The sequence below is a fragment of the Novosphingobium sp. 63-713 genome, assembly GCF_001898925.1.
In the GTDB taxonomy this organism is placed as follows: Bacteria; Pseudomonadota; Alphaproteobacteria; order Sphingomonadales; family Sphingomonadaceae; genus Novosphingobium.
On the sequence record NZ_MKVS01000042.1, the window covers coordinates 12,928 to 32,391 of the forward strand.

Annotated in this window: 22 protein-coding genes and 1 pseudogene; 15 read left to right on the top strand and 8 right to left on the bottom strand. The window is 63.5% G+C overall.

Annotated features, from left to right (window positions below; all coding sequences use genetic code 11):
- Window positions 1-3 precede the first annotated feature (3 nt).
- From BGP00_RS16785 to pal, 4 genes are all read left to right on the top strand, one after another.
- Window positions 4-468, top strand: a complete 465-nt coding sequence (locus BGP00_RS16785; protein ID WP_292924056.1) for a biopolymer transporter ExbD — start codon at window positions 4-6, stop codon at window positions 466-468.
- A gap of 4 nt (window positions 469-472) precedes the next feature.
- On the top strand, window positions 473-1,483 hold the full coding sequence (locus BGP00_RS16790) for a hypothetical protein (RefSeq protein ID WP_292694403.1): 1,011 nt from the start codon (window positions 473-475) through the stop codon (window positions 1,481-1,483).
- Window positions 1,480-2,880 carry a Tol-Pal system beta propeller repeat protein TolB gene (tolB, locus tag BGP00_RS16795; RefSeq protein WP_246870411.1) on the top strand — a complete coding sequence of 467 codons (1,401 nt, stop codon included), beginning with the start codon at window positions 1,480-1,482 and terminating at the stop codon, window positions 2,878-2,880. Before BGP00_RS16790 ends, tolB begins: the two co-directional genes overlap by 4 nt.
- 72 nt (window positions 2,881-2,952) lie before the next feature.
- Complete coding sequence (gene pal, locus BGP00_RS16800) at window positions 2,953-3,492, top strand: peptidoglycan-associated lipoprotein Pal (protein ID WP_168605940.1); 540 nt, start codon at window positions 2,953-2,955, stop codon at window positions 3,490-3,492.
- A gap of 74 nt (window positions 3,493-3,566) precedes the next feature.
- On the opposite strand, the gene BGP00_RS16805 is transcribed toward pal, so the two are convergent.
- Window positions 3,567-3,710 (bottom strand): hypothetical protein, encoded by a 144-nt coding sequence (locus BGP00_RS16805; RefSeq protein WP_168605917.1) that lies wholly within the window; start codon window positions 3,708-3,710, stop codon window positions 3,567-3,569.
- 102 nt (window positions 3,711-3,812) lie between these two features.
- Here BGP00_RS16805 and BGP00_RS16810 point away from each other — a divergent pair, with 102 nt between their 5' ends.
- Window positions 3,813-4,355 (top strand): J domain-containing protein, encoded by a 543-nt coding sequence (locus tag BGP00_RS16810; protein WP_292694406.1) that lies wholly within the window; start codon window positions 3,813-3,815, stop codon window positions 4,353-4,355.
- A gap of 268 nt (window positions 4,356-4,623) precedes the next feature.
- Here the strand turns inward: BGP00_RS16810 and BGP00_RS16815 are convergent, their stop codons facing one another.
- Window positions 4,624-5,484: a DMT family transporter gene (locus BGP00_RS16815; RefSeq protein WP_168605915.1), complete on the bottom strand. Its 861-nt coding sequence runs from the start codon at window positions 5,482-5,484 to the stop codon at window positions 4,624-4,626.
- Window positions 5,485-5,587: 103 nt separating this feature from the next.
- Here BGP00_RS16815 and BGP00_RS16820 point away from each other — a divergent pair, with 103 nt between their 5' ends.
- Together BGP00_RS16820 and BGP00_RS16825 are read left to right on the top strand one after the other, a co-directional pair.
- Window positions 5,588-6,970, top strand: a complete 1,383-nt coding sequence (locus BGP00_RS16820; RefSeq protein WP_292694408.1) for a PLP-dependent aminotransferase family protein — start codon at window positions 5,588-5,590, stop codon at window positions 6,968-6,970.
- A gap of 66 nt (window positions 6,971-7,036) precedes the next feature.
- Entirely contained in the window at window positions 7,037-8,263 is a 1,227-nt protein-coding gene (locus BGP00_RS16825) for an FAD-dependent oxidoreductase (protein ID WP_292694410.1), read from the top strand.
- 18 nt (window positions 8,264-8,281) lie between these two features.
- Here the strand turns inward: BGP00_RS16825 and map are convergent, their stop codons facing one another.
- The 4 genes from map to BGP00_RS16845 all read right to left on the bottom strand — a co-directional run bounded on the left by map (window position 8,282) and on the right by BGP00_RS16845 (window position 10,890).
- On the bottom strand, window positions 8,282-9,052 hold the full coding sequence (map, locus tag BGP00_RS16830) for a type I methionyl aminopeptidase (RefSeq protein WP_292694412.1): 771 nt from the start codon (window positions 9,050-9,052) through the stop codon (window positions 8,282-8,284).
- A complete protein-coding gene (locus BGP00_RS16835) occupies window positions 9,049-9,273 on the bottom strand; it encodes a ParD-like family protein (protein WP_292694414.1) in 225 nt (74 codons plus the stop codon). The genes map and BGP00_RS16835 overlap by 4 nt, the downstream gene beginning before the upstream one ends.
- 181 nt (window positions 9,274-9,454) lie before the next feature.
- Window positions 9,455-9,871, bottom strand: coding sequence for a hypothetical protein (locus tag BGP00_RS16840; RefSeq protein WP_292694415.1), 417 nt, complete (start codon window positions 9,869-9,871; stop codon window positions 9,455-9,457).
- On the bottom strand, window positions 9,868-10,890 hold the full coding sequence (locus BGP00_RS16845) for an NADP-dependent oxidoreductase (protein WP_292694417.1): 1,023 nt from the start codon (window positions 10,888-10,890) through the stop codon (window positions 9,868-9,870). Before BGP00_RS16845 ends, BGP00_RS16840 begins: the two co-directional genes overlap by 4 nt.
- Before the next feature lie 95 nt (window positions 10,891-10,985).
- Between BGP00_RS16845 and BGP00_RS16850 the strand changes: the two genes are divergently transcribed.
- Complete coding sequence (locus BGP00_RS16850; protein WP_292694419.1) at window positions 10,986-11,900, top strand: LysR family transcriptional regulator; 915 nt, start codon at window positions 10,986-10,988, stop codon at window positions 11,898-11,900.
- On the opposite strand, the gene BGP00_RS16855 is transcribed toward BGP00_RS16850, so the two are convergent.
- A complete protein-coding gene (locus BGP00_RS16855; protein WP_210428510.1) occupies window positions 11,851-12,072 on the bottom strand; it encodes a hypothetical protein in 222 nt (73 codons plus the stop codon). The two genes, BGP00_RS16850 and BGP00_RS16855, sit on opposite strands and share 50 nt — an antisense overlap.
- A gap of 80 nt (window positions 12,073-12,152) precedes the next feature.
- Here BGP00_RS16855 and BGP00_RS16860 point away from each other — a divergent pair, with 80 nt between their 5' ends.
- Window positions 12,153-13,010, top strand: coding sequence for a Ku protein (locus BGP00_RS16860; RefSeq protein WP_292694421.1), 858 nt, complete (start codon window positions 12,153-12,155; stop codon window positions 13,008-13,010).
- 1 nt (window position 13,011) lies between these two features.
- Window positions 13,012-15,525, top strand: coding sequence for a DNA ligase D (gene ligD, locus BGP00_RS16865; RefSeq protein ID WP_292694423.1), 2,514 nt, complete (start codon window positions 13,012-13,014; stop codon window positions 15,523-15,525).
- Window positions 15,526-15,547: 22 nt separating this feature from the next.
- On the opposite strand, the pseudogene BGP00_RS16870 reads toward ligD, so the two are convergent.
- Window positions 15,548-15,769 (bottom strand): annotated as a pseudogene (locus tag BGP00_RS16870) (hypothetical protein); the annotation flags it as partial.
- Between the two features lie 367 nt (window positions 15,770-16,136).
- On the opposite strand from BGP00_RS16870, the gene BGP00_RS16875 reads away from it, so the two are divergent.
- The 5 genes from BGP00_RS16875 (at window position 16,137) to BGP00_RS16895 (ending at window position 19,361) form a co-directional block, all read left to right on the top strand.
- The gene (locus BGP00_RS16875) at window positions 16,137-16,742 is read left to right on the top strand and encodes a GNAT family N-acetyltransferase (RefSeq protein WP_292694425.1); all 606 of its coding nucleotides are present in this window, start codon (window positions 16,137-16,139) and stop codon (window positions 16,740-16,742) included.
- A gap of 39 nt (window positions 16,743-16,781) precedes the next feature.
- The gene (locus tag BGP00_RS16880; RefSeq protein WP_292694427.1) at window positions 16,782-17,336 is read left to right on the top strand and encodes a GNAT family protein; all 555 of its coding nucleotides are present in this window, start codon (window positions 16,782-16,784) and stop codon (window positions 17,334-17,336) included.
- An 11-nt stretch (window positions 17,337-17,347) separates the two neighbouring features.
- Window positions 17,348-18,139, top strand: coding sequence for a dienelactone hydrolase family protein (locus BGP00_RS16885; RefSeq protein ID WP_292694429.1), 792 nt, complete (start codon window positions 17,348-17,350; stop codon window positions 18,137-18,139).
- A gap of 37 nt (window positions 18,140-18,176) precedes the next feature.
- Window positions 18,177-18,934 (top strand): IS5 family transposase gene (locus tag BGP00_RS16890; protein WP_292694431.1). Its coding sequence is split into 2 segments (ribosomal slippage): window positions 18,177-18,510 and window positions 18,510-18,934, totalling 759 coding nucleotides; the frame shifts between segments, so codons are not numbered across the junction.
- A 49-nt stretch (window positions 18,935-18,983) separates the two neighbouring features.
- On the top strand, window positions 18,984-19,361 hold the full coding sequence (locus BGP00_RS16895) for a hypothetical protein (protein ID WP_292694433.1): 378 nt from the start codon (window positions 18,984-18,986) through the stop codon (window positions 19,359-19,361).
- Window positions 19,362-19,464 lie beyond the last annotated feature (103 nt).

Below are 19,464 nucleotides of genomic sequence, written 5' to 3' on the forward strand. Positions count from 1 at the left end.
TCCATGGCGATGGGCATCCATAAATTCTCCAAACGGCGAGGGCGGGGCGGCCGCGCGCCGATGGCCGAGATCAATGTCACTCCGCTGGTCGACGTGATGCTGGTGCTGCTGGTGATCTTTATGGTCACAGCGCCCCTGATGAAGGCGGGCATCCCGATCACGCTGCCCGACAGCCGCGCCAAGCCGCTGGATCAGACGCCCAAGCAGGTGACGATCACGATGAATGCCGAGGGGCGCGTGTTCCTCGATGATGACGAACTCTCGCCCGGCGAATTGGCCGAGCGCGTGGGCAGCCTGCCGCGCGGGGCCGATGGGGCGATGCCGCTGGTGACGCTGCGCGCGGACAAGGCGCTGGACTATGGTCGCGTGGTGGGCGTGATGGGAGAATTGAACCGCGCCGGGATCACCGCGATCTCGTTGGTGACCGTCGCGGGCGGGGCTCCTGCTGAAACGGCAAAGAAGCCCTGATCCCATGTCGCTGGCTCAATCCTATCATGGCCGCAAGGGGCTGAACCGGGGCGAGGCGATCGGCCTTGGCGTCGCGGTGGTGGGGCATGTGGCGCTGGTGGCGGTGCTGGCCTTGCAGCCTTCCGCGCCGCCTTTGCCGCGCCCGCAGCGGATGCAGGTGACGCTGGCCGATGATGTGGCCAAGGAGGCGGTTTCGACCAGCCGCGAGGAAGCCGCGCCCGATCTGGCCCAGCAACTGGGCGAGGCCCAGCCGATGGCCGCGCCTGAGCCTGTGCCCCAGCCTGCGCCCAAGCCCGTTCCAGCCCCCGCGCCGCCGCCAAAGCCTGTGCCGCAGCCCCAGCCTGTGCCGAAGCCGCAACCGGCCCCTCCGCCGCCGCGTCCGGCTCCACAGCCCCATCCGGTACCGCCGCCCAAGCCCGTGCCCGCGCCGCATCCTGCGCCTCAGCCCAAACCGCAACCCGCGCCGGTTAAACCCGCGCCCGCCAAGCCGACTCCGGCCAAGGCGGACCCGATTTCGGCGGCGATTGCAGCGGCCCATGGCAGCAAGACGCCCACTGCTAAAGCTGAAGCCAAGACCGAGGTCGCCAAACCGGCCACCAACAAGCCCGCAGGTGGCAGCCGCATCGGCGTCGATTTCCTCAAAGGCTTTGGCGCCAGCCCCGCAGGCAAGGCGCAGACTCCGCCCGCCGCCGTGATCGGGCCTGGGGTCAAGGCCGCGCTGTCAGGCGCGATCAGCCGCCAGTTGAAGCCGCATTGGCGCGTGCCGCAGGGGGTGGAAACCGATCAGTTGGTTACGATTCTGGCCTTTGATCTCAACCCCGACGGCACTCTGGCCGGGCCGGTCACGGTGGTCCGTCAGGAAGGCGTGACCGCCAGCAACCATCCGCAGGCCGGGCTGCATCGCGAAAATGCGATACGCGCGGTCAAACTTGCGGCACCTTTTCCTTTGCCGCCCGATCTCTATGAAGCATGGAAACATGTGCAATGGCGTTTCGACAGGAACCTGTCCCAATGATGATGCGTAAATTCTCTTACGGGCTTCTGGCTGGCGCGGCTTTGATGGCTGCCGGCGCGATTCATGCCCAGACCATCGCCCCCGCCCCGGTTGTGACGCCCACCGCTGCGCCGCCCGCTGCCGACAATGGCGTGCTGACGGGCACCGTGTCGGATGACACCGCTTGGCAGAGCTTGGGCATTGCCATCCCCAGTTTCGCCACCAATGCCGACGTGCCCACCGCCGCCAGCGCCGGGTCCACGGCGCAACTGGGCCGCGCGATTGCCGAGGTGATCACCGGCGACCTGAAAAACAACGGGCTGTTCAAGCCCACCGGGCCGAACAGCCTGCCGCCGATCCCGATTATTCAGGTGCTGACCCCCGATTTCCCGACGTGGAGCACGCGCGGGGCCGAAATGCTGGTGCATGGCAGCGTCTCGGCGGCCAGCAACGGCAATCTGGTGGTGGGCTGCTATCTGTATGATGTCAGCCTGCGCCAGCAACTGGTGAAGGCGACATGGGAAATGGCGCCGGGCGACTGGCGCCGGGCCGCGCATAAATGCGCCGATACGGTCTATTCGCGCCTGTCGGGGGAAAGCCCGTTTTTTGACAGCCGCATTGCCTATATCGCGGAAACCGGCCCCAAGGATCACCGCATGAAGCGGTTGGCCATCATGGACAGCGACGGGGCGAACCATCGGTTCATCACCACCGGGCAGGCCATGGCGCTGACCCCGCGTTTCTCGCCCGATTATCGCAAGATCGTCTATCTGTCCTATCTCAACGGTCGCCCGCGCATCTATGTCTATGACGTGGAAAGCGCGAGCCAGAAGCTGGTGGCCGAAACCGGCAATCCCACCTTTGCCCCGCGCTGGTCGCCCGACGGCAAATGGATCCTCTATTCGATGGCCAGCGCGGGCAACACGAACATCTATCGCGTCTCGGCCAATGGCGGGATCAGCCAGAAGCTGACCGAAACGCCGGGGATCAATGTGGGCGGCTCCTATTCGCCCGACGGCAGCAAGATCGTGTTTGAAAGCGATCGCGGCGGCAGCCAGCAGATCTATGTGATGAATGCCGATGGCAGCAACCAGCGCCGCATCAGCTTTTTCGGCGGCCGCGCGGCCACGCCCGAATGGAGCCCGCGCGGCGACCAGATCGCCTTTACCCATATCGCGGGCAATCTGCGCATTGCGGTGATGGGTGTTGATGGCGGCGGGATGCGCTATCTGACCAATTCATGGCAGGACGAGGCGCCGACATGGGCGCCCAACGGCCGCATCATCCAATTTTTCCGCACCGAAAAGGGCACCGGCAAGACCAGCATCTGGCAGGTGGATCTGACGGGGCGGAACGAACGGCGCTTGCCCACGCCGGTCGATGGGTCGGACCCTTCATGGGGGCCGATTCGCCAGTAACGGGCCCGGTTAGTCTATCCCTCCAGTCACCGTCCCTGTACTCACTACCCCTGTAGTCAAGGAGAAGACATGATGCCCTCCATGCTCAATACTCGCCTGCTGAGCGCGGGTGTTCTCGTCAGCGTGAGCGCGCTGGCCCTTTCGGCCTGCTCGCCCAAGCCGCCCAAGCAATTGCCGCCCGAACCCGGCCCGCCGGTGACCAACACCACCCCCGCCCCCGCGCCGATGGTTCCGGCAGGTCCGACGCCGGGTTCGCAGGCTGACTTCCTCGCCTCGGTCGGCGGCCGTGACACCATCCATTTCGCGCTGGACAAGTATGACATCGACCAGATTTCGGCCGATATCCTGCGCGTTCAGGCGGGCTGGCTGCTGAAGTATCCGGCCAAGAAAGCCACCATCGAGGGCCATGCCGACGAACGCGGCACCCGCGACTATAACCTCGCCCTTGGCGAGCGCCGCGCCAATTCGGCCAAGGCTTTCCTGGTCAGCCTGGGCGTCGATGCCTCGCGCCTGACCACGGTCAGCTATGGCAAGGAACGTCCGGTTGACCCCGCCTCGACCGAGGAAGCATGGGCGAAGAATCGCCGCGCCGTGACCGTCACCATCGACTGATCGGGCGGCCATAGGTCAGACAGAACCCCGCGCCGGAGCGATCCGGTGGCGGGGTTTTGTTTTAACTTGGGTTTTTAGCGCAGAATAACCGGCGCATAGTGCGCCATCGCGCGCCAGGGGTGATGCCCGTTGGCGCTGGCCATACCCGGCGCCATCAGCGCACAGGCGGCGCTGGCGGCAATGGCGATCATGCTGGCAAGGGCGAGTTGGCGGCTCATGGGGCGGGCGCTTAAGCGAAAAAGCCTGCGATTGCAATGCGACATAACAAGCAGCCTTTGCGGGCACTTGCGTAGAGGGCGCGGTTTTGTCAGTAAGCGCGGATGGCTCGTGCAGGTCGATCATCGGATTGGGGATTCCCGCGCTGGCGTGGCTATGAAAGTGGCCGCGAGGCCGCGCAGGTGCGCCTGTGCGACCGTGCCGGATGCAGCGAACCGGGCAATTGCCCCGCGCCAAAATCGCCCAACAGCCCGGATCGCTGGTATTTTTGCCAGACCCATGCCGCCGAATACAATTCGGGGTGGGACTATTTCGCGGGCCTCGACAAGGAAGAGGCCGAGTCGCGCGAAAAGGCGGAACAGCAAACCAGCGCGGGCTATCGCGAATCATCCTACTACGGATGGACCGGATCGGGCGACGGCACGCGCAGCCGCGACGAAATGCGCGCGCTCGAAGTGCTGGAGCTGGAAAGCGACGCCGATTTCGACGCGATCAAGAAAGCATGGCGGACCAAGGCCAAAGAGGTCCACCCCGACGTGCGCCCCAATGACGAAGAAGCCGCCAAAGCCTTCCGCAAGCTGCAACTAGCCTATGAGGTGTTGCGCGCCGCCGAGGAGCGGCGGTCGTGGAAGGGGAGCGGGATTTAGGGGTTTTGTCGGGGTTTGGAGGTTTTGCCTCCGGCGGGTTAAGGGCGGGGGCCCTTAACAATCCCGATATTGTCGGCGTTGCGCTATGAGGGCGGCCTTTTGTGTCGGACGCGGCGTTGGAAATTTAAAGCCTGCGGCGCTTTTTAGCGTAAGGCCGCCGCGCCGCAGGCTTTATTCCATTGCCTTAATCACGACGCCGCCAACCTCCCACCACCCCAATAATGGGATTGCAAAGGGACCGAGTCCCTTTGCCCGCCGGAGGCATAAATCAGGCAAACCTTCTCGCCCCCGCCACACAACCCACCACGGCCCCCACGGCCACCAGCATCGCCGGCGCAATCGCCTCATGGAGGAACACCGCCGCCAGACCCAGCCCGAGGAACGGCTGGAGCAATTGCAGTTGCCCGACCCGCGCGATGCCGCCCAGCGCCAGCCCGCGATACCAGAAGATGAAGCCTAGCAGCATGGTGCAGACCGAGACGTAGAACAGGCCGACCCAGCTTGGCGCGCCGACCGAGGCCATGCTTTGCGGCCATGTGAGTACGGCCAGCACGGCGGCCAGCGGGGTGCAGATCACGAGCGCCCAGCAGATGACCTGCCATCCCCCCATTTGCCGGGTTAGCACGGCGCCCTCGGCATAGCCCAGCCCGCAGACGATCACGGCCACCACCATCAGCGCATCGCCCACCGGCGAGGCGGCGGCATCGTGCGAGAGGGCATAGCCCGCCACGCATCCCGCACCCAGCAGGGCAAAGAGCCAGAAGATCGCGCCGGGCCGCTCGCCCCCGCGCAGCACGCCGAACAGCGCGGTGGAGAGCGGCAGCAGCCCGACGAACACCAGCGAGCGCGCCGCCGAAATTTCCTGCAGGGCGATGGCCGTCAGCAGCGGAAAGCCTACGACTACGCCGCCCGCGATCATGGCCAGCGAGAGCCATTGCCGCCCGCGCGGCAGGCTTTCGCGCATGGCCACCAGCATCAGCGCGCCAAGGCCCCCCGCAATGATCGCCCGCGCCGCGGTCAGGAACAGCGGGGTAAAGCCGACCACGGCCGCGCGCGTGGCGGGCATTGACCCGCTGAACAGCGCGACGCCGATCATCCCGTTGATCCAACCTCTTCTGATATCCTGCATGACAGCCTCCTTGAGGCCATCGAATAAGGCAGGCGGGGGGCTTGTGCCCAGATACAGTATGGTACAGATTGCATCATCTGTATCGCTTCAAGGGCCAGTACACATGAGCGCTCCCACACGCATCAGCATGGTGATCGACACGATCCGCAGCCGCATCGCCTCGGGCCTGCTGGGCGAGGGGGACAAGCTGCCCTCGGTGCGCCAATGCGCCGCCGCGCTGCATGTTTCGCCCGCCACGGTGGTCGAGGCCTATGACCGGATGGTGGCCGACGGGCTGATCGAGGCGGTGCCCAAATCGGGCTTTTTCGTCGCCCGGCTGGCCACCCAGCCGAAAGGCCCGGCGCAGAATGCCCCAGCGCGGCCCGCCGAAATCGACCCCTTCTGGGTCTCGCGCCAGTCGCTGGACGCCGATGCGGAAACCGAAAAGCCGGGCTGCGGCTGGTTGCCGCCTGACTGGATGCCGCAGGATGCCCTGCGCCGCGCCTTGCGCTCGGTGGCGGCCGACCCTGCGCTCCTGACGCTCTATGGCTCAACGCGGGGCGAACCCAGCCTGCGCCGCCAATTGGCGATGGCCATGGCGGGCGAGGGGCTGGCGGTGCATCCCGACCATGTGCTGCTGACAGGTTCCGGCACACAGGCGATCGACTTGATCTGCCGCCTGATGCTGCGCCCGGGCGATGCGGTGCTGCTGGATGATCCGTGCTATTTCAATTTTCAGGCCCTGCTGGCCGCCCACAGCGCCCGCGTGGTCAGCGTCCCCTATGGCCCGCATGGCCCCGATCCGGCGCAGTTCGAGGCGATTGTCGCGCGCGAAAGGCCCCGGCTCTATCTGACCAATTCGGCGCCGCATAATCCCACCGGCGCCTGTCTCTCGCCCCAGATCGCGCACCGTCTGCCCGCGATTGCCGCCGCGCATGGCATGGTGATCGTCGAGGACGACATCTTTGCCGATTTCGCGCAGCAGGTGCCGCGCATGGCGGTGCTGGACGGGTTGCAGAGTGTGATCCGCATCGGCAGCTTTTCCAAGACGCTCTCGGCCTCCTTGCGCTGCGGCTATATCATGGCGCGGGGGGATTGGATCGACGCGCTGTGCGATCTTCAGGTTGCCACCGGCTTTGGCGGACCCAGCCCGCTCTCGGCGGCGGCCATCGCGCATGTGCTGGTGGGCGGGCAATATCGCAAGCATATCGATGGTTTGCGGCGCAGGCTGGCGGGCGCGCGCGCGGAATTGACCGGGCAATTGGCCGCCATGGGCCTGCGGGTCTGGGGCCATCCGGTGGGGGGCTTCAACCTGTGGTGCGCCCTGCCGCCGGGACAGGACAGCGCGAGGCTGGCGCAGGCCTGCCGGGCGCGCGGGGTGGTGTTGGCGCCGGGCAATGTGTTCAGCCCCAGCCAGAGCGCGGGCGCCTATCTGCGTTTCAACGCCGCGCAGACCAATATGCGCTCTTTGCGCATCATGGCCGAGGAAATGGCGGCGATTGAATAGGCCGACTGCATTTCCGATCACGCGACAGATTGACCTTGGCGCGCTTTTCGTCAAACCACACGTTCCATGGATAAAAAAGACATACTGATCGTGGGCGGGGGACACGCCGGGGCTCAATGCGCGATTGCGCTGCGTCAGGGGGGCTTCACCGGCTCCGTGGCGATTTTGGGGCGCGAGGTTGAGCCGCCCTATGAGCGCCCGCCACTGTCCAAGGAATATTTCGCGCGGGAAAAGACTTTCGACCGCCTCTATATCCGCCCCGCCGCCTTTTGGGAGGAAAAGCAGATCGAACTGCTGCTGGGCCGCGAGGTCGTCTCGGTCGATGGCGAGGCGCATCAGGTGGCTTTGGCCGATGGCGAAGTGATCGAATATGGCCGTCTGGTCTGGGCGGCGGGCGGCGATGCGCGGCGCCTGTCCTGCGAGGGTGCGGATCTGCCCGGTGTCTATGGCGTGCGCACGCGGGCCGATGCCGATGCGCTGATGGCCGAGGTTGACGCGGGGGCGATGAATTTCGTCGTCATCGGCGGCGGCTATATCGGGCTTGAGGCCGCCGCGGTGCTTTCGAAAATGGGCCGCCATGTCACGCTGCTCGAACTGGCGCCGCGCGTGCTGGCGCGGGTGGCCGGGCCGGAACTGTCGGCTTTCTATGAGGCCGAGCATCGCGCCCATGGCGTTGACCTTCGCACCGGGATCAGCGGCGTCGAGCGGCTGGTTGGCACGGACAAGGTGACGGGCGTGGAATTGTCCGATGGCGAGGTTGTTCCCGCCGACGTGGTGATCGTGGGCATCGGCATCGTGCCTGCGGTCGGCCCGCTGATTCTGGCCGGGGCGGCCGGGGCCAATGGGGTGGATGTGGACGAATTCTGCCGCACCTCGCTGCCCGATGTCTATGCGGTGGGCGATTGTGCGGCCTTTGCCTGCGATTTTGCCGAAGGCGTGGTGATGCGCGTCGAATCCGTCCAGAACGCCAATGATCAGGCCTCTTGCGTTGCCAAACATATTCTGGGCGAGGAAAAGCCCTATCACGCCTTCCCGTGGTTCTGGTCGAACCAGTATGACTTGCGGCTGCAGACGGCGGGCCTGTCGGTGGGCTATGACCATACGGTGCTGCGCGGCGATATGGCGGCGCGTTCGTTCAGCGTGGTTTACCTGAAGGCTGGCCGTGTGATCGCGCTCGACTGCGTCAACAGCGTCAAGGATTACGTCCAGGGCCGCAAGCTGGTCGAGGCGGGGGCGACGCCTGATCTGGCCGTGTTGGCGGATGGCGCTGTGCCTTTGAAGGAACTGCTCTAAAGGGGATGGGCGTGCCGGTTAACGGCGCGCCGCCTTTTCCTCTGGCCGCAGGGTCAGCACGCGCACGCCCTGCGCCGTGACAGCCACGGTATGTTCAAATTGCGCCGACAATTTACCGTCGGCCGTCACCACGCTCCAGCCATCGTCGAGCGTTTCCACCCTTGCGCGGCCCTCGTTCAACATCGGCTCGATGGTAAAGACCATCCCCTCGCGCAGGGTCAGGCCGGTGCCGGGGCGGCCGAAATGCAGCACCTGCGGGTCCTCATGCATTGCGCGCCCGATGCCATGGCCGCAATAGTCGCGCACGATCGAATAACCGGCCTTTTTGGCATGGCGCTCGATCGCATGGCCGATATCGCCCAGCCGCGCGCCGGGGCGAACGCTGCGAATCCCCTGCCACATCGCCTCATAGGTGGTCTTGACCAGCTGCCGGGCATGGGGGGGCACATTGCCGATCATATAGGTTTTGGACGAATCGGCGATGAACCCGTCCTTTTCCAGCGTGATGTCGAAATTGACGATATCGCCGTCGGCCAGAATATCGCCATCCGAAGGCATCCCGTGGCACACCACATGGTTGCGCGAACAGTTCAGCACATAGGGATAATTATACTGCCCCTTGCTGGCCGGGCGGCTTTGCAGCGGGCCGGTGATATAGGCCTCGACCTTGTCGTTGATCTCCATCGTTGTCGCGCCCGCAAGGGGCAGCGTGTCGAGATAGGCGAACACATCGGCCAGCAGGCGCCCGGCGCGGGCCATCACCTCGATTTCATCGGCGGTCTTGATCATCCCGCTATGGCCCCGGCCCCCATGGGGCTTAGCGCCGGGTCGACGCCTGCCTCGCGCAATTCGCGCGTCACGATCTCCTGAAAGCTCATCTGGGGGTTCATTTCGCACAGCATGCCGATGCGGATCCAGAAGGCGGCCTGCGCGTTGATCGAGCGGCAGGAGACCTTGCTGGCCTTGCGTAATTGCTCGTGCAGCTCATCCTCGATGTTGACGATGCCCATAGTGGCTCCCGAATATACGAATCGTATATGGATCGTATATCAACCGCGCACGACAAAGCAAGGGGCTTGGGCGCGCTTCAGGGATGGTGGGGTTGGGCAACAAAAAAGGCAGGGTTGCCCCTGCCTCGTTTGTTCTGGTGCGGTCAACGCCGTCGATAGCTGGTCCGCCCCCGCGCGATCGTCAACACGTCTGCTCGACGATCCGGTCATGGGCCAAGGCGAAGACCGGGCCGAGCGCGCCCAGATCGCCGTGGATGCGCAGGTGGCCGTCCTGCATGGCCTTGCCAAAGACCTGCGCATAGGCGGGGTCGGCGCTGAGCAGCAGGTTCAATTGGCGGGCCGTTGCGGCTGTCACGTCGATCACGACCTGCGCCGTCTCGCCCGCCAGCACGCCGGAGCGGAAGGCGAGCGATCCCCCCACGACATCAACGCGCAGGCCCTGATGAAGCCCGTTGTCCAGCCTTTCGCCATACACATAGCGCTCCAGAACTGACAGGTCGAGGTCGGGAGGAATCCCGAGCCTTTCCGCTGCCTCCGCTATCGCGACCCCCACCATGGCGAACCATGGCGCCGTGCCCTGAACCAGCGCTCCGGTCATGCGGGAAGCGCCGTCAGCACGATCTTGCCCTGGATGCCGCCTTTCATGGCGCGGGCATGGGCGCGCGATGCCTCGGCGAGCGGATGGCGGCTGTCGATCACAACGCGGATCGTGCCATCACCCAGCAGACGCCCCGCTTCGGCCAGTTGCGGCCCGTTGGAGCGAACCTGCGTGGAGGAGACGGTGATGCCGCGTTCGCGGGCCTGCTCATGGCCGTCAAATCCCAGAGGATTGACGAGAAACAGCGCACCGCCGGGCTTCAGCACCTGAAGGAAGCGCTCCATATTGGCGCCGCCCACCGCGTCGATCACCAGATCGGCATCGCGGATCACATCTTGCGCGGCGGTTTTGGTATAGTCGATGAACTGGTCCGCGCCCAGATCGCGCATCAGGGCCTCATTCCGGCCCGACGCCACGGCGATGACCCGCGCGCCCTGCCATTTCGCGATCTGGACGAGGAGGTGCCCGACGCCCCCGCCTGCGCCGTTGACCACCACCGTCTTGCCGCCAAGCGGCACAGGCGCATGGGGCGCGGATTGGAACGGGTTGGGCGCATCATGGCCCAGCTCAATCAGGAACTGCCATGCGGTCAGCAGCGACATGGGCGCGCCGGCGGCCTGTTCATGGTCGATAGTGGCGGACTTGTGCGCCAGTTCCGATGCCGCGACCCGCACATAGTCCCCATAGGCGCCGCTGCCCGTCATCAGATCTTCGGGAAAGCGCACCATTGAGAACACTTCGTCGCCAACGGCGAAATCCGTGACATCCTTGCCGATGGCTTCGACCACGCCCGATATGTCCGTGCCGATGATGAGCGGAAAATTGGGCTGGGGCCGCCATTCGGGCGGCAAGGCTCGATACCCGTCGCGCAGATAGAGATCGGGCGGGTTGATTCCGACGGCGTGGACACGGACCAGCACATCGACCGATCCGATGTCGGGGCGGGGCGCGTCCTCATAGGTCAGAACCTCGGGACCACCAAAAACATGCAGTCGGACTGCTTTCATCATCTCGCTCATGGGCAATCTCCTCGCGGCCAGTCGCCGCTGATGCCTTTGAGATAATGCAGAGCGTAAAACTTGATAATTGGCCCATCATTCGCTTTAGTCATTCCATGAAGGAACGAATGACGCTGGGCCGACTGACCGGTCTGATCGCTTTCGCGCGCGCGGGATCGCTGGGCAGCTATGCGGCGGCGGCGCGCGCGCTGGGGGTCACGCCATCGGCCATCAGCAAGAGCGTGCAACGGCTGGAGCAGCAGCTTGGCGTGGCGCTTTTCACGCGCACCACGCGGTCGCTGACGCTGACATCGGAAGGACGCGAGCTGCATGAGCGGGCGCTGCGCCTGCTGCATGACGCGGAGGAGATCGGGCAGGTGGCGGTCCGTGCGCGCGGGCAGCCCACAGGAAACCTGCGGATCGCCGCGTCGCTGCCGATCGGCATGCATGTGATCGCGCCGATGCTGCCGACATTTCGCGCCCGCTATCCGGCGGTGACGATCGACCTGCGCTTGGATGATCGCCATGTCGATCTGATCGAGGAGGGGATCGACGTCGCGATACGGATCGGGGACCTCGCGGACTCACGACTGCTGTCGCGGCGGCTGATGGCCATGCATCTGTGCGCCTACGCCTCGCCTGCCTACCTTGCCGCGCGCGGTACGCCCCGGCACCCGGAAGAACTGGCAGCCCATGACACGATCAACCTGCGCTATCAGAGCAATGGCCAAATGTTCCGCTGGCCGTTCAGGACCGGGGAACGCGTGATCGAGATCGTGCCCGCCGCTGCCATCGTGGTCGATGCCAGCGAGGCCGCTCTGGCGGCCATAGTGGCGGGGGGCGGCATCGGCATGGCGGCCACTTTCGCTGCGGCGGCCCATGTCGCGACGGGGCGCCTTGTCCCCGTGCTGGCCGACTTCGCCGTGGAGGGGCACGCGGTCACCATGCTCTGGCCGGAGAGCCGCCGGGCAAACCCCGCCGTCAAGGCTTTCGTGGCCATGCTTGTGGAAACGCCGCCAGCATCAGATTGAGGGGCAATCTGGCGCCCTCTTCGGGGGTCATGAAGCCGCTGTGACCGGTCAAATCATTTTTCACATAGCCGGGGCGGACCGAATTCCCCGTGATGTGCGTGTCGCGCAATTCCTCGGCCAATCGCACGATCAGCATGTTCAGCGCGACCTTGAAGGCATTATTGCCGATCAACCTGCAACCAGAGCTGAAAGACCGGCAGTTTAAGGGAACTCCGATCCTGCCCGGCGCTTCCAGTAAGCTGGAGGTGCATCATGCCCGCACGCGCGTATTGGCAGGGCCAGATCAGGCTGGCGCTGGTTTCGATCCCGGTGGAGGTCTATCCCGCGACGCGGTCCGGCGCGGCAATCAGCTTTCACCAGATCCACGAACCCAGCGGCAAGCGCGTACGCTATGAAAAGGTCGTGCCCGGCCTGGGCCCGGTGGACCGCGACGAGATCCTCAAGGGCTATGAGGTCGAGAAGGACACCTATGTCCTGCTTGATGAGGAGGAGATCGAGGCGGTACGGATCGAAAGCCGCAAGACGCTCGAACTGGTGCAATTTGTCGAGAGCGGCGCGATTGACGTGCTGTTTTACGAAAAGCCCTATTTCATCCTGCCTGCAGACGATCTGGCGCAGGAGGCTTACGGCGTGCTGCGCGATGCCCTGCGCCAGACGGGCAGGGCGGGGTTGGGGCAATTGTCCGTGCGCGGGCGCGAGCAAATGGTGTCGGTGCGCCCCTGCGGACGGGGGCTTATCATGGAGGTCCTGCGCTATGCCGACGAGGTGGCCAAGGTGCAGAACGCCTTCCGCGACCTGCCCGATCAGGAGCCGGGGGAGGATCTGATCGATCTAGCCACCACCTTGATCGAGAAAAAGACCGGGCCTTTCAAGCCCGAGGTTTTCCGCGACCGCTATATCGACGCGCTCCACCGCCTGATCGAAAAGAAGCGCAAGGCCAAGGGCGGCCAGCGTATTCTGGAGGATGCGGAGGAACCGGGCGCAGGAGGGGGCGGCAATGTCATCGACCTGATGGCGGCGCTGAAGAAGTCAGTGGGCGATGGCGGTAAGGGCGACGGCGGTAAGGGTGACGGCGAAAAACCGGCGCGATCGCGTCGCAAGCGCGCCTGACATGGCCCGGCGCGATCCCCTCGATGCCTATCGCCGCCGTCGCGATTTTACCCGCACGGCAGAGCCTTCGGGCGAGGAAGCGCCTCAAGCGGCCGAGCGCCCGATATTCATCGTCCAGAAGCATGACGCCACCCGCCTGCATTGGGATTTCCGGCTTGAGGTTGATGGCGTGCTCAAAAGCTGGGCGGTGACGCGCGGCCCCAGCATTGATCCGGCCGACAAGCGCCTTGCCGTGCGCACTGAGGATCACCCGATGGCCTATGCCGAATTCGAGGGCAGCATCCCCAAGGGCGAATATGGTGGCGGCACTGTGATGCTGTGGGATCGCGGCCATTGGGCCCCCGTGCCGGGCAAGAGCGCCGATGACATCGAGGAGGGTCATCTCCATTTCCGCCTGTGGGGCGAGCGGATGAAGGGCGAATGGCTGCTGGTCCGCATGAAGCCGCGCGGCAAGGAAAAGCGTGAGAACTGGCTGCTGCGCAAGATCGAGGACGCCCATGCCGGAACCGGCGACACGCTGGTCGAGCGCAACCTGACCAGCGTGCTGACCGGGCGCAGCATGGCCCAGATCGCCAGCGATGCGGGCGGGCGGCAATCGCTGGCGGGCAAGAAGAGGCAGGCCTTTGCCGACGTGATGGAGCGCGCGGCGGCCCATAACCGCAGCGAGGCAGGCCACAAGCGCCGCAAGGCCGCGCCATCGCGCAAAGCCGTCCTGCCGGATTTTGAACCGGTGCAACTGGCCACGTTGGTCGATGCCGTGCCTGCGTCGAATGCCTGGATGCATGAGATCAAGTTCGACGGCTATCGCATCCTGGCTGCGGTGGCGGGGGGCAAGGTGCGGCTCCATACCCGCACCGGCCTGGACTGGACCGAACGGTTTGCGGGCATTGCGCAGGCGCTGGCGGCGCTGGACCTGCCCCCGGCGCTGATCGACGGCGAGGTGGTGGCTTTCGATGCGGCGGGCAATCCGTCCTTTTCCGCGCTTCAGGCCGCGCTCAAGGAAGAGCGGGAGGACGGCATGGCCTATTTCGCCTTCGACCTGCTGCGCCTGTCGGATCAGGATCTCAAAGCCCTGCCCAATATCGAGCGCAAGGAGAGATTGGCGGCACTGCTGGCCGACGCGGGACCGCCGCTGTATGTGGCCGATCATGTAATCGGCGCGGGCGGGGCGCTGTTTGACGCCATGTGCAAGGCGGGGCAGGAGGGCATCATCGCCGAGCGCGCCGATGCCCCCTATCGCGGAGACCGCACACGCAATTGGGTCAAGGTCAAATGCACGCTGCGGCAGGAATTTGTCCTGCTGGGCTGGACGCAAAGCCCGGCGCGGGGGCGCCCTTTCGGCGCGCTCCTGCTGGGCCAGTGGGAGGGCGGGACGCTGACCTACAAGGGCAAGGTCGGCACCGGATTTGACGCCGCGCTGCTGGAGGATCTGAGCCGGACCATGGCGCCGCTGGCCGCCGACACGCCGCCTGCCGACGTGCCCCGCGCCGAGGCCCGCCGCGCGCATTGGCTGCGCCCGGAACTGGTGGCCGAAATCGCCTTTGCCCAATTCACCGCCGACGGGCGCGTCCGCCATGCCAGCTTTATCGGATTGCGTCAGGACAAGAAAGCCAGCGATGTGACCCCCGAAATCCGCGAAAAGCCGGTCGAGCCGGCCCCGATCACCATCACCCATCCGGACCGCGTGCTGTTTCCCGAAAGCGGGCAGACCAAGGGCGATCTGGCCGCCTATTATCAGGCCGTTACGCCGCTGATGCTGCCCTTTGCGGCGGGGCGGCCGCTCAGCCTCGTGCGCTGTCCGCAGGGGCGGGCCAAGCAATGCTTCTTCCAGAAACACGACAGCGGCTCGTTCGGCGAGCATGTCCATCATGTGCCGATCACCGAGAAAGACGGCGCGAGCGAGGATTACCTCTATATCGAGGATGCCGAGGGCCTGCTCTCCTGCGTCCAGATGGGGGCCATCGAGTTCCACGGCTGGGCCGCGATGGCGCAGGCGGTGGAGCGGCCCGACCGCATGATCTTTGATCTCGATCCCGATATAGGGCTGGATTTCGCACAGGTGAAAAAGGCCGCTTTCGACATTCGTCGCCAGCTTGCCGATCTGGGGCTGGTCAGCTTTGCCCTCCTGTCGGGCGGCAAGGGTGTGCATGTCACGGTGCCGCTGCGCCCCGGCCATGATTGGGAGGCCCACAGGGATTTCGCCCAGCGCTTTGCCAAGGCCATGGCGATGAGCGAGCCCGACCGCTTCATCGCCACGATGAGCAAGGCCAAGCGCAAGGGCCGCATCTTCATCGACTGGCTGCGCAATCAACGCGGCAGCACGGCGGTCCTGCCTTATTCGGTCCGCGCACGAGAAGGCGCGCCGGTGGCCGTGCCGCTGGATTGGGAAGAGCTGGAGCGGATGGAGAATGCCCACCCTTTCGGGATAGCCGACCTTTCACGCCTTATCGAGCGGGCAGGGGGAAAATCCCTCGCCGGCTGGGGCCATGCTGATCAGCCTCTGCCGGAGCTTTGAACGGCGCTCTGTTTACCCAGCTGACCTCCTCGCGCCGCTCATGCTCGAAATCCACATCGATGTCGGGCGGCTCACGCCGCTCGGCGCTGACGAAGCGTTCGAAGAGCAATTCGGACTGCACCGGGTCGATGGAAGTAATGCCCAACACGAAGCAGACCGCCGAATTGGCGGCGCTGCCGCGCCCCTGACACAGAATGCCCCGGCTGCGCGCAAACCGGACGTTCGCGTGAACGGTGAGGAAGTAAAGCAGGCCTGAAACATAGCAGATCACCGCGTTTCCACACAGCCTCCACCACAATCAGTCGTTTGCCAGCGGCAGGGGATCGAACCCTGCGCCCCGCCCGCCAGGGATCGCTGTAGCGATACGTCTACCAATCCATCCAACACGCCAAATCATGTCAGCCAACCCACTGAATCGGCCCTCGACGACCAAAACAGCCAATGTGGCCCCGGTTAGCCCGATCAGCGGGGCTGCTTTCTCGATCCACGCTTCTAATCGAGACAATGCTGGACATCCTCCTGAAATGCGCTATTTTGCAACAATAATGAACCAATGCCTTTTATATTTTCATATTGTAAACAATGTTACTCTCTTGCGCTTGAGGTAGTTTATGTCTTGGGAATGGCCGAAAGGGATCAACGAGATCGCAGGTGGCGGTATCCGGCTTGAGCCGCTTACGCTCGATCACCTTCCCGGTCTCGTAAGGGCGGCCGAAACCGCGACTGCACACGAGCATGACATGGGCTTTGTGCCAAGGCCCGAAGATATCGTCGTATACGTCCATCGTGCTCTCGCGGAGAAACGGGCGGGCCGCAGCTTTCCGTTCGCGGTATGTCTCGCGAGCGGTGAGCCGATCGGAACAAGCTGGTTCCGTGTATTCGACACTTGGCGGAAAAAGCTGGAGATCGGCTTCACCTGGTATGCAATGCCTCACCGAAAGACGGTCGCCAATCTTCAGACCAAGCTGCTGCTACTGACGTTCGCGTTCGAAACACTTGGGTGCATTCTCGTCGAGTTTCTCGTGCACGAGAAAAACGAACCGTCGCAGCGAGCGATCGAGGGCCTTGGCGCGCACAGAGACGGGATGCTCAGGCGTGTCATTCCGATGAAGGACGGGTCCTTCGGAGACGTGGCCGTATTCAGTGTCGCGGATGATGAATGGGCTTCGGTGAAGGCAACCATCTCTACGAGATTGGAACAGCGCAAGCACGCATGAGCCGTGGCCTGAGACCCCACGCTTCGGGAAAGGCAGTCAATGGACGATCAAGTTTCAGAGCGCCTCACCATCCGAAATTTCCGGGCCGAGGACGCCGATGATCTATTTGCCTATCTGCATCAGCCTTCCGCGCGATGCTTTTTGTCATCGGCGCTGGCTGACCGCTCAGCGGCCGTGGTCGAAGCGCAACGACGGGCCGCCAACGACGATTATCTGGCCGTCAGCCTGAGAGCGGATGGGCGTGTCATCGGCGACGTATTCGGAATCGCTGAGCAGATCGATCGCGAGGGCGAAGCTGACACATTCAGCGTGGGATGGAACTTCAATCCGGCGTTCGGAGGGAATGGGTATGCTCTGGAATCCGCGCGGACACTGTTCTCCCACCTCTTCACGGCTCGTCATGCGAGAAGACTTTACGCCTATGTAGATGAAGGCAACACTGCATCTGAACGACTGTGCCAACGGCTTGGAATGCGAAAGGAAGGACTGTTCCGCGAGCTCGTCTCCTTCGTAAACGATGGAAATAATAGTCCGATTTTTGAGAACACAATTCAATATTCTCTGCTCAGCAAGGAATGGGCCTCATGGCATTAGGCTGGTGATCCATGGTAAAAAGAGAAATCAATATATCAGTCGCTGATGGCGTCATCGATGCAGCAATCTTTACGCCGTCATCCATCGTAAAGACGTCTTCTTATCCACCCGTGATAATGTTCACCGATATCGGCGGTGTACGACCTGCCACAGAGCAAAAGGCACAATGTATAGCCGAGATGGGATATTCAGTGCTTCTTCCCAACATTTTCTATCGATCCAGGAAAGGCAGCGTCATTCCACTCGGCCGATGTTTCGATGAAGCTGAGGTTCTGCCGACATTGGTCGATTACGGAAGACATCTTACCCCAGAGGCATTAAGTCGGGACTTCATAGGCCTTATCGATACGGTCCGGAACGAACTGGAGTTTAAACCGGGCGGGATCGGAACGGTCGGATATTGCCGTGGCGGTGGAATAGCCATGCGCTTAGCCGCGCTCTATCCAGAGGCTGTCGTGGCAGCTGCAGGGTATCATTCATCGCGTTTGGCAGACATAAACGATCCACATAGCCCGATGCTTGTTGTCGATCGAATAGCCGCACGTGTGTATCTGGGGCACGCTGACAATGACATCTATCTGCCTCCTGAGCAGATAGCTATATTTGACAGGGCCCTGGCCCAGAGTGGAGTGCATTTTATAACGGAATTATATAGCGGCTATAGTCATGGTTTCACCACACTCGATGCAGGCGCATACGCTGAAAAAGCCGATCTTTTACATCTCAAGCGACTTCAGATGCTTTTCGAGGAAACGCTAGGGTCCAAACCCGATCAGGCTCTTGAAAACCTGGGGGCACATTGATTCAGGGAGTCTCCGCTCAAGCTGGAGGCTGTTTGGAATGTCGCGTGCGTTGTTCTGGTTGTCGGATGAAGCATGGGTTGTGATCGAGCCGCACTTACCCAGGAACCAACCCGGAGCGCGACGGGTCGATGATCGCAGGGTGATCTCCGGCATCATTCACATGCTCAAGTGCGGCGGTCGCTGGGCGGATTGCCCTTCGGACTACGGTCCTTCAACGACGGTCTATAACCGATGGAACCGTTGGAGCCGCCGGGGCATCTGGACGCGCATCCTGGCGGCGCTGACGGAGGAAGGCTGGATCGCGGAAACTGGCCAGATCGATAGCAGTTACATCAAGGCACACCGCTCTGCCGGTGGCGCAAAAGGGGGGCACGGGCCAATGCCATTGGCATCTCGCGTGGCGGCAGGACAACGAAGATCCACGCCCTTGTCGATGTCCTCGGGCGACCTCTCCGCCTCGTCCTGACGCCCGGCAACACGTCGGATGTGAAAGGGGCAGATCTGCTGATCAGCGAGACCATCGGCATGAAACGGGTAATCGCCGACCGCGGCTACGATGCCAACCGCATCAGGGCTGCCTTGCGCGATCAGGGCACGATCCCGGTGATCCCAGGACGACGCAACCGCAAGCGCCCGATCCAGTATGATGAGCGCCGTTACAAGGACCGCTGGCGGGTCGAGGCCATGTTCTGCCGCCTAAAGGACTTCCGCCGCATCGCCACCCGCTACGACAAGCTCGCCAGGAATTTCTTGTCAGCCGTAAGCCTCGCAGCCGCCGTCGCTTTCTGGCTTTGAACAAAGTTGCGGGTAGAAAGCTAAAGCAGAGCGTGAGATGTCGTCATTCATGGATTGGAACATTTTTGACCGTGCGGCGTGGATTGGGCTGCTGATCGCATCAGCGACATGCGTTGGAAGTTGCTCCGCTCCGCAAAAGCGACTGACATTCACTGAGGCGAAAATATGTCGTGCGCAAGGCGGCTATGAAAGCCGAGCGCCCTTTGGCAGCCCGTTCTGCCAGTTTCGTTATAGTGATGCTGGCAAAGTCTGTTCGGCGAAGGCCGATTGCCAAGGCAGGTGCCTTTATTCCCTCGACGGCCAGTCAAACGAAGCGAAGATCGGTGACGTCGTCGCAGGGCAGTGCGAAGCGGAGCGCTCTACTTTCGGCTGCTATGGCACCGTCGAAGGTGGCAAGCTGGCGACTGACGACGGCTGCTGGGATTGAGTCTGGACCCTAGCACTACTTTGGCAGAAAAGTGATTTTTGGGATTCCCTTTGCGGCGGATGCGTGATTCATGAGGAACCAGCTTTAGTGGAGGCTGGCGATG

Bases quoted from the DNA above. Each gene is read 5' to 3' on its own strand.
- BGP00_RS16785 (WP_292924056.1), top strand. From the start codon at position 4: ATGGCGATGGGCATCCATAAATTCTCCAAACGGCGAGGGCGGGGCGGC.
- BGP00_RS16790 (WP_292694403.1), top strand. From the start codon at position 473: ATGTCGCTGGCTCAATCCTATCATGGCCGCAAGGGGCTGAACCGGGGC.
- tolB (WP_246870411.1), top strand. From the start codon at position 1,480: ATGATGATGCGTAAATTCTCTTACGGGCTTCTGGCTGGCGCGGCTTTG.
- pal (WP_168605940.1), top strand. From the start codon at position 2,953: ATGCCCTCCATGCTCAATACTCGCCTGCTGAGCGCGGGTGTTCTCGTC.
- BGP00_RS16805 (WP_168605917.1), bottom strand. From the start codon at position 3,710: ATGAGCCGCCAACTCGCCCTTGCCAGCATGATCGCCATTGCCGCCAGC.
- BGP00_RS16810 (WP_292694406.1), top strand. From the start codon at position 3,813: ATGGCTCGTGCAGGTCGATCATCGGATTGGGGATTCCCGCGCTGGCGT.
- BGP00_RS16815 (WP_168605915.1), bottom strand. From the start codon at position 5,484: ATGCAGGATATCAGAAGAGGTTGGATCAACGGGATGATCGGCGTCGCG.
- BGP00_RS16820 (WP_292694408.1), top strand. From the start codon at position 5,588: ATGAGCGCTCCCACACGCATCAGCATGGTGATCGACACGATCCGCAGC.
- BGP00_RS16825 (WP_292694410.1), top strand. From the start codon at position 7,037: ATGGATAAAAAAGACATACTGATCGTGGGCGGGGGACACGCCGGGGCT.
- map (WP_292694412.1), bottom strand. From the start codon at position 9,052: ATGATCAAGACCGCCGATGAAATCGAGGTGATGGCCCGCGCCGGGCGC.
- BGP00_RS16835 (WP_292694414.1), bottom strand. From the start codon at position 9,273: ATGGGCATCGTCAACATCGAGGATGAGCTGCACGAGCAATTACGCAAG.
- BGP00_RS16840 (WP_292694415.1), bottom strand. From the start codon at position 9,871: ATGACCGGAGCGCTGGTTCAGGGCACGGCGCCATGGTTCGCCATGGTG.
- BGP00_RS16845 (WP_292694417.1), bottom strand. From the start codon at position 10,890: ATGAGCGAGATGATGAAAGCAGTCCGACTGCATGTTTTTGGTGGTCCC.
- BGP00_RS16850 (WP_292694419.1), top strand. From the start codon at position 10,986: ATGAAGGAACGAATGACGCTGGGCCGACTGACCGGTCTGATCGCTTTC.
- BGP00_RS16860 (WP_292694421.1), top strand. From the start codon at position 12,153: ATGCCCGCACGCGCGTATTGGCAGGGCCAGATCAGGCTGGCGCTGGTT.
- ligD (WP_292694423.1), top strand. From the start codon at position 13,012: ATGGCCCGGCGCGATCCCCTCGATGCCTATCGCCGCCGTCGCGATTTT.
- BGP00_RS16875 (WP_292694425.1), top strand. From the start codon at position 16,137: ATGTCTTGGGAATGGCCGAAAGGGATCAACGAGATCGCAGGTGGCGGT.
- BGP00_RS16880 (WP_292694427.1), top strand. From the start codon at position 16,782: ATGGACGATCAAGTTTCAGAGCGCCTCACCATCCGAAATTTCCGGGCC.
- BGP00_RS16885 (WP_292694429.1), top strand. From the start codon at position 17,348: ATGGTAAAAAGAGAAATCAATATATCAGTCGCTGATGGCGTCATCGAT.
- BGP00_RS16895 (WP_292694433.1), top strand. From the start codon at position 18,984: ATGGATTGGAACATTTTTGACCGTGCGGCGTGGATTGGGCTGCTGATC.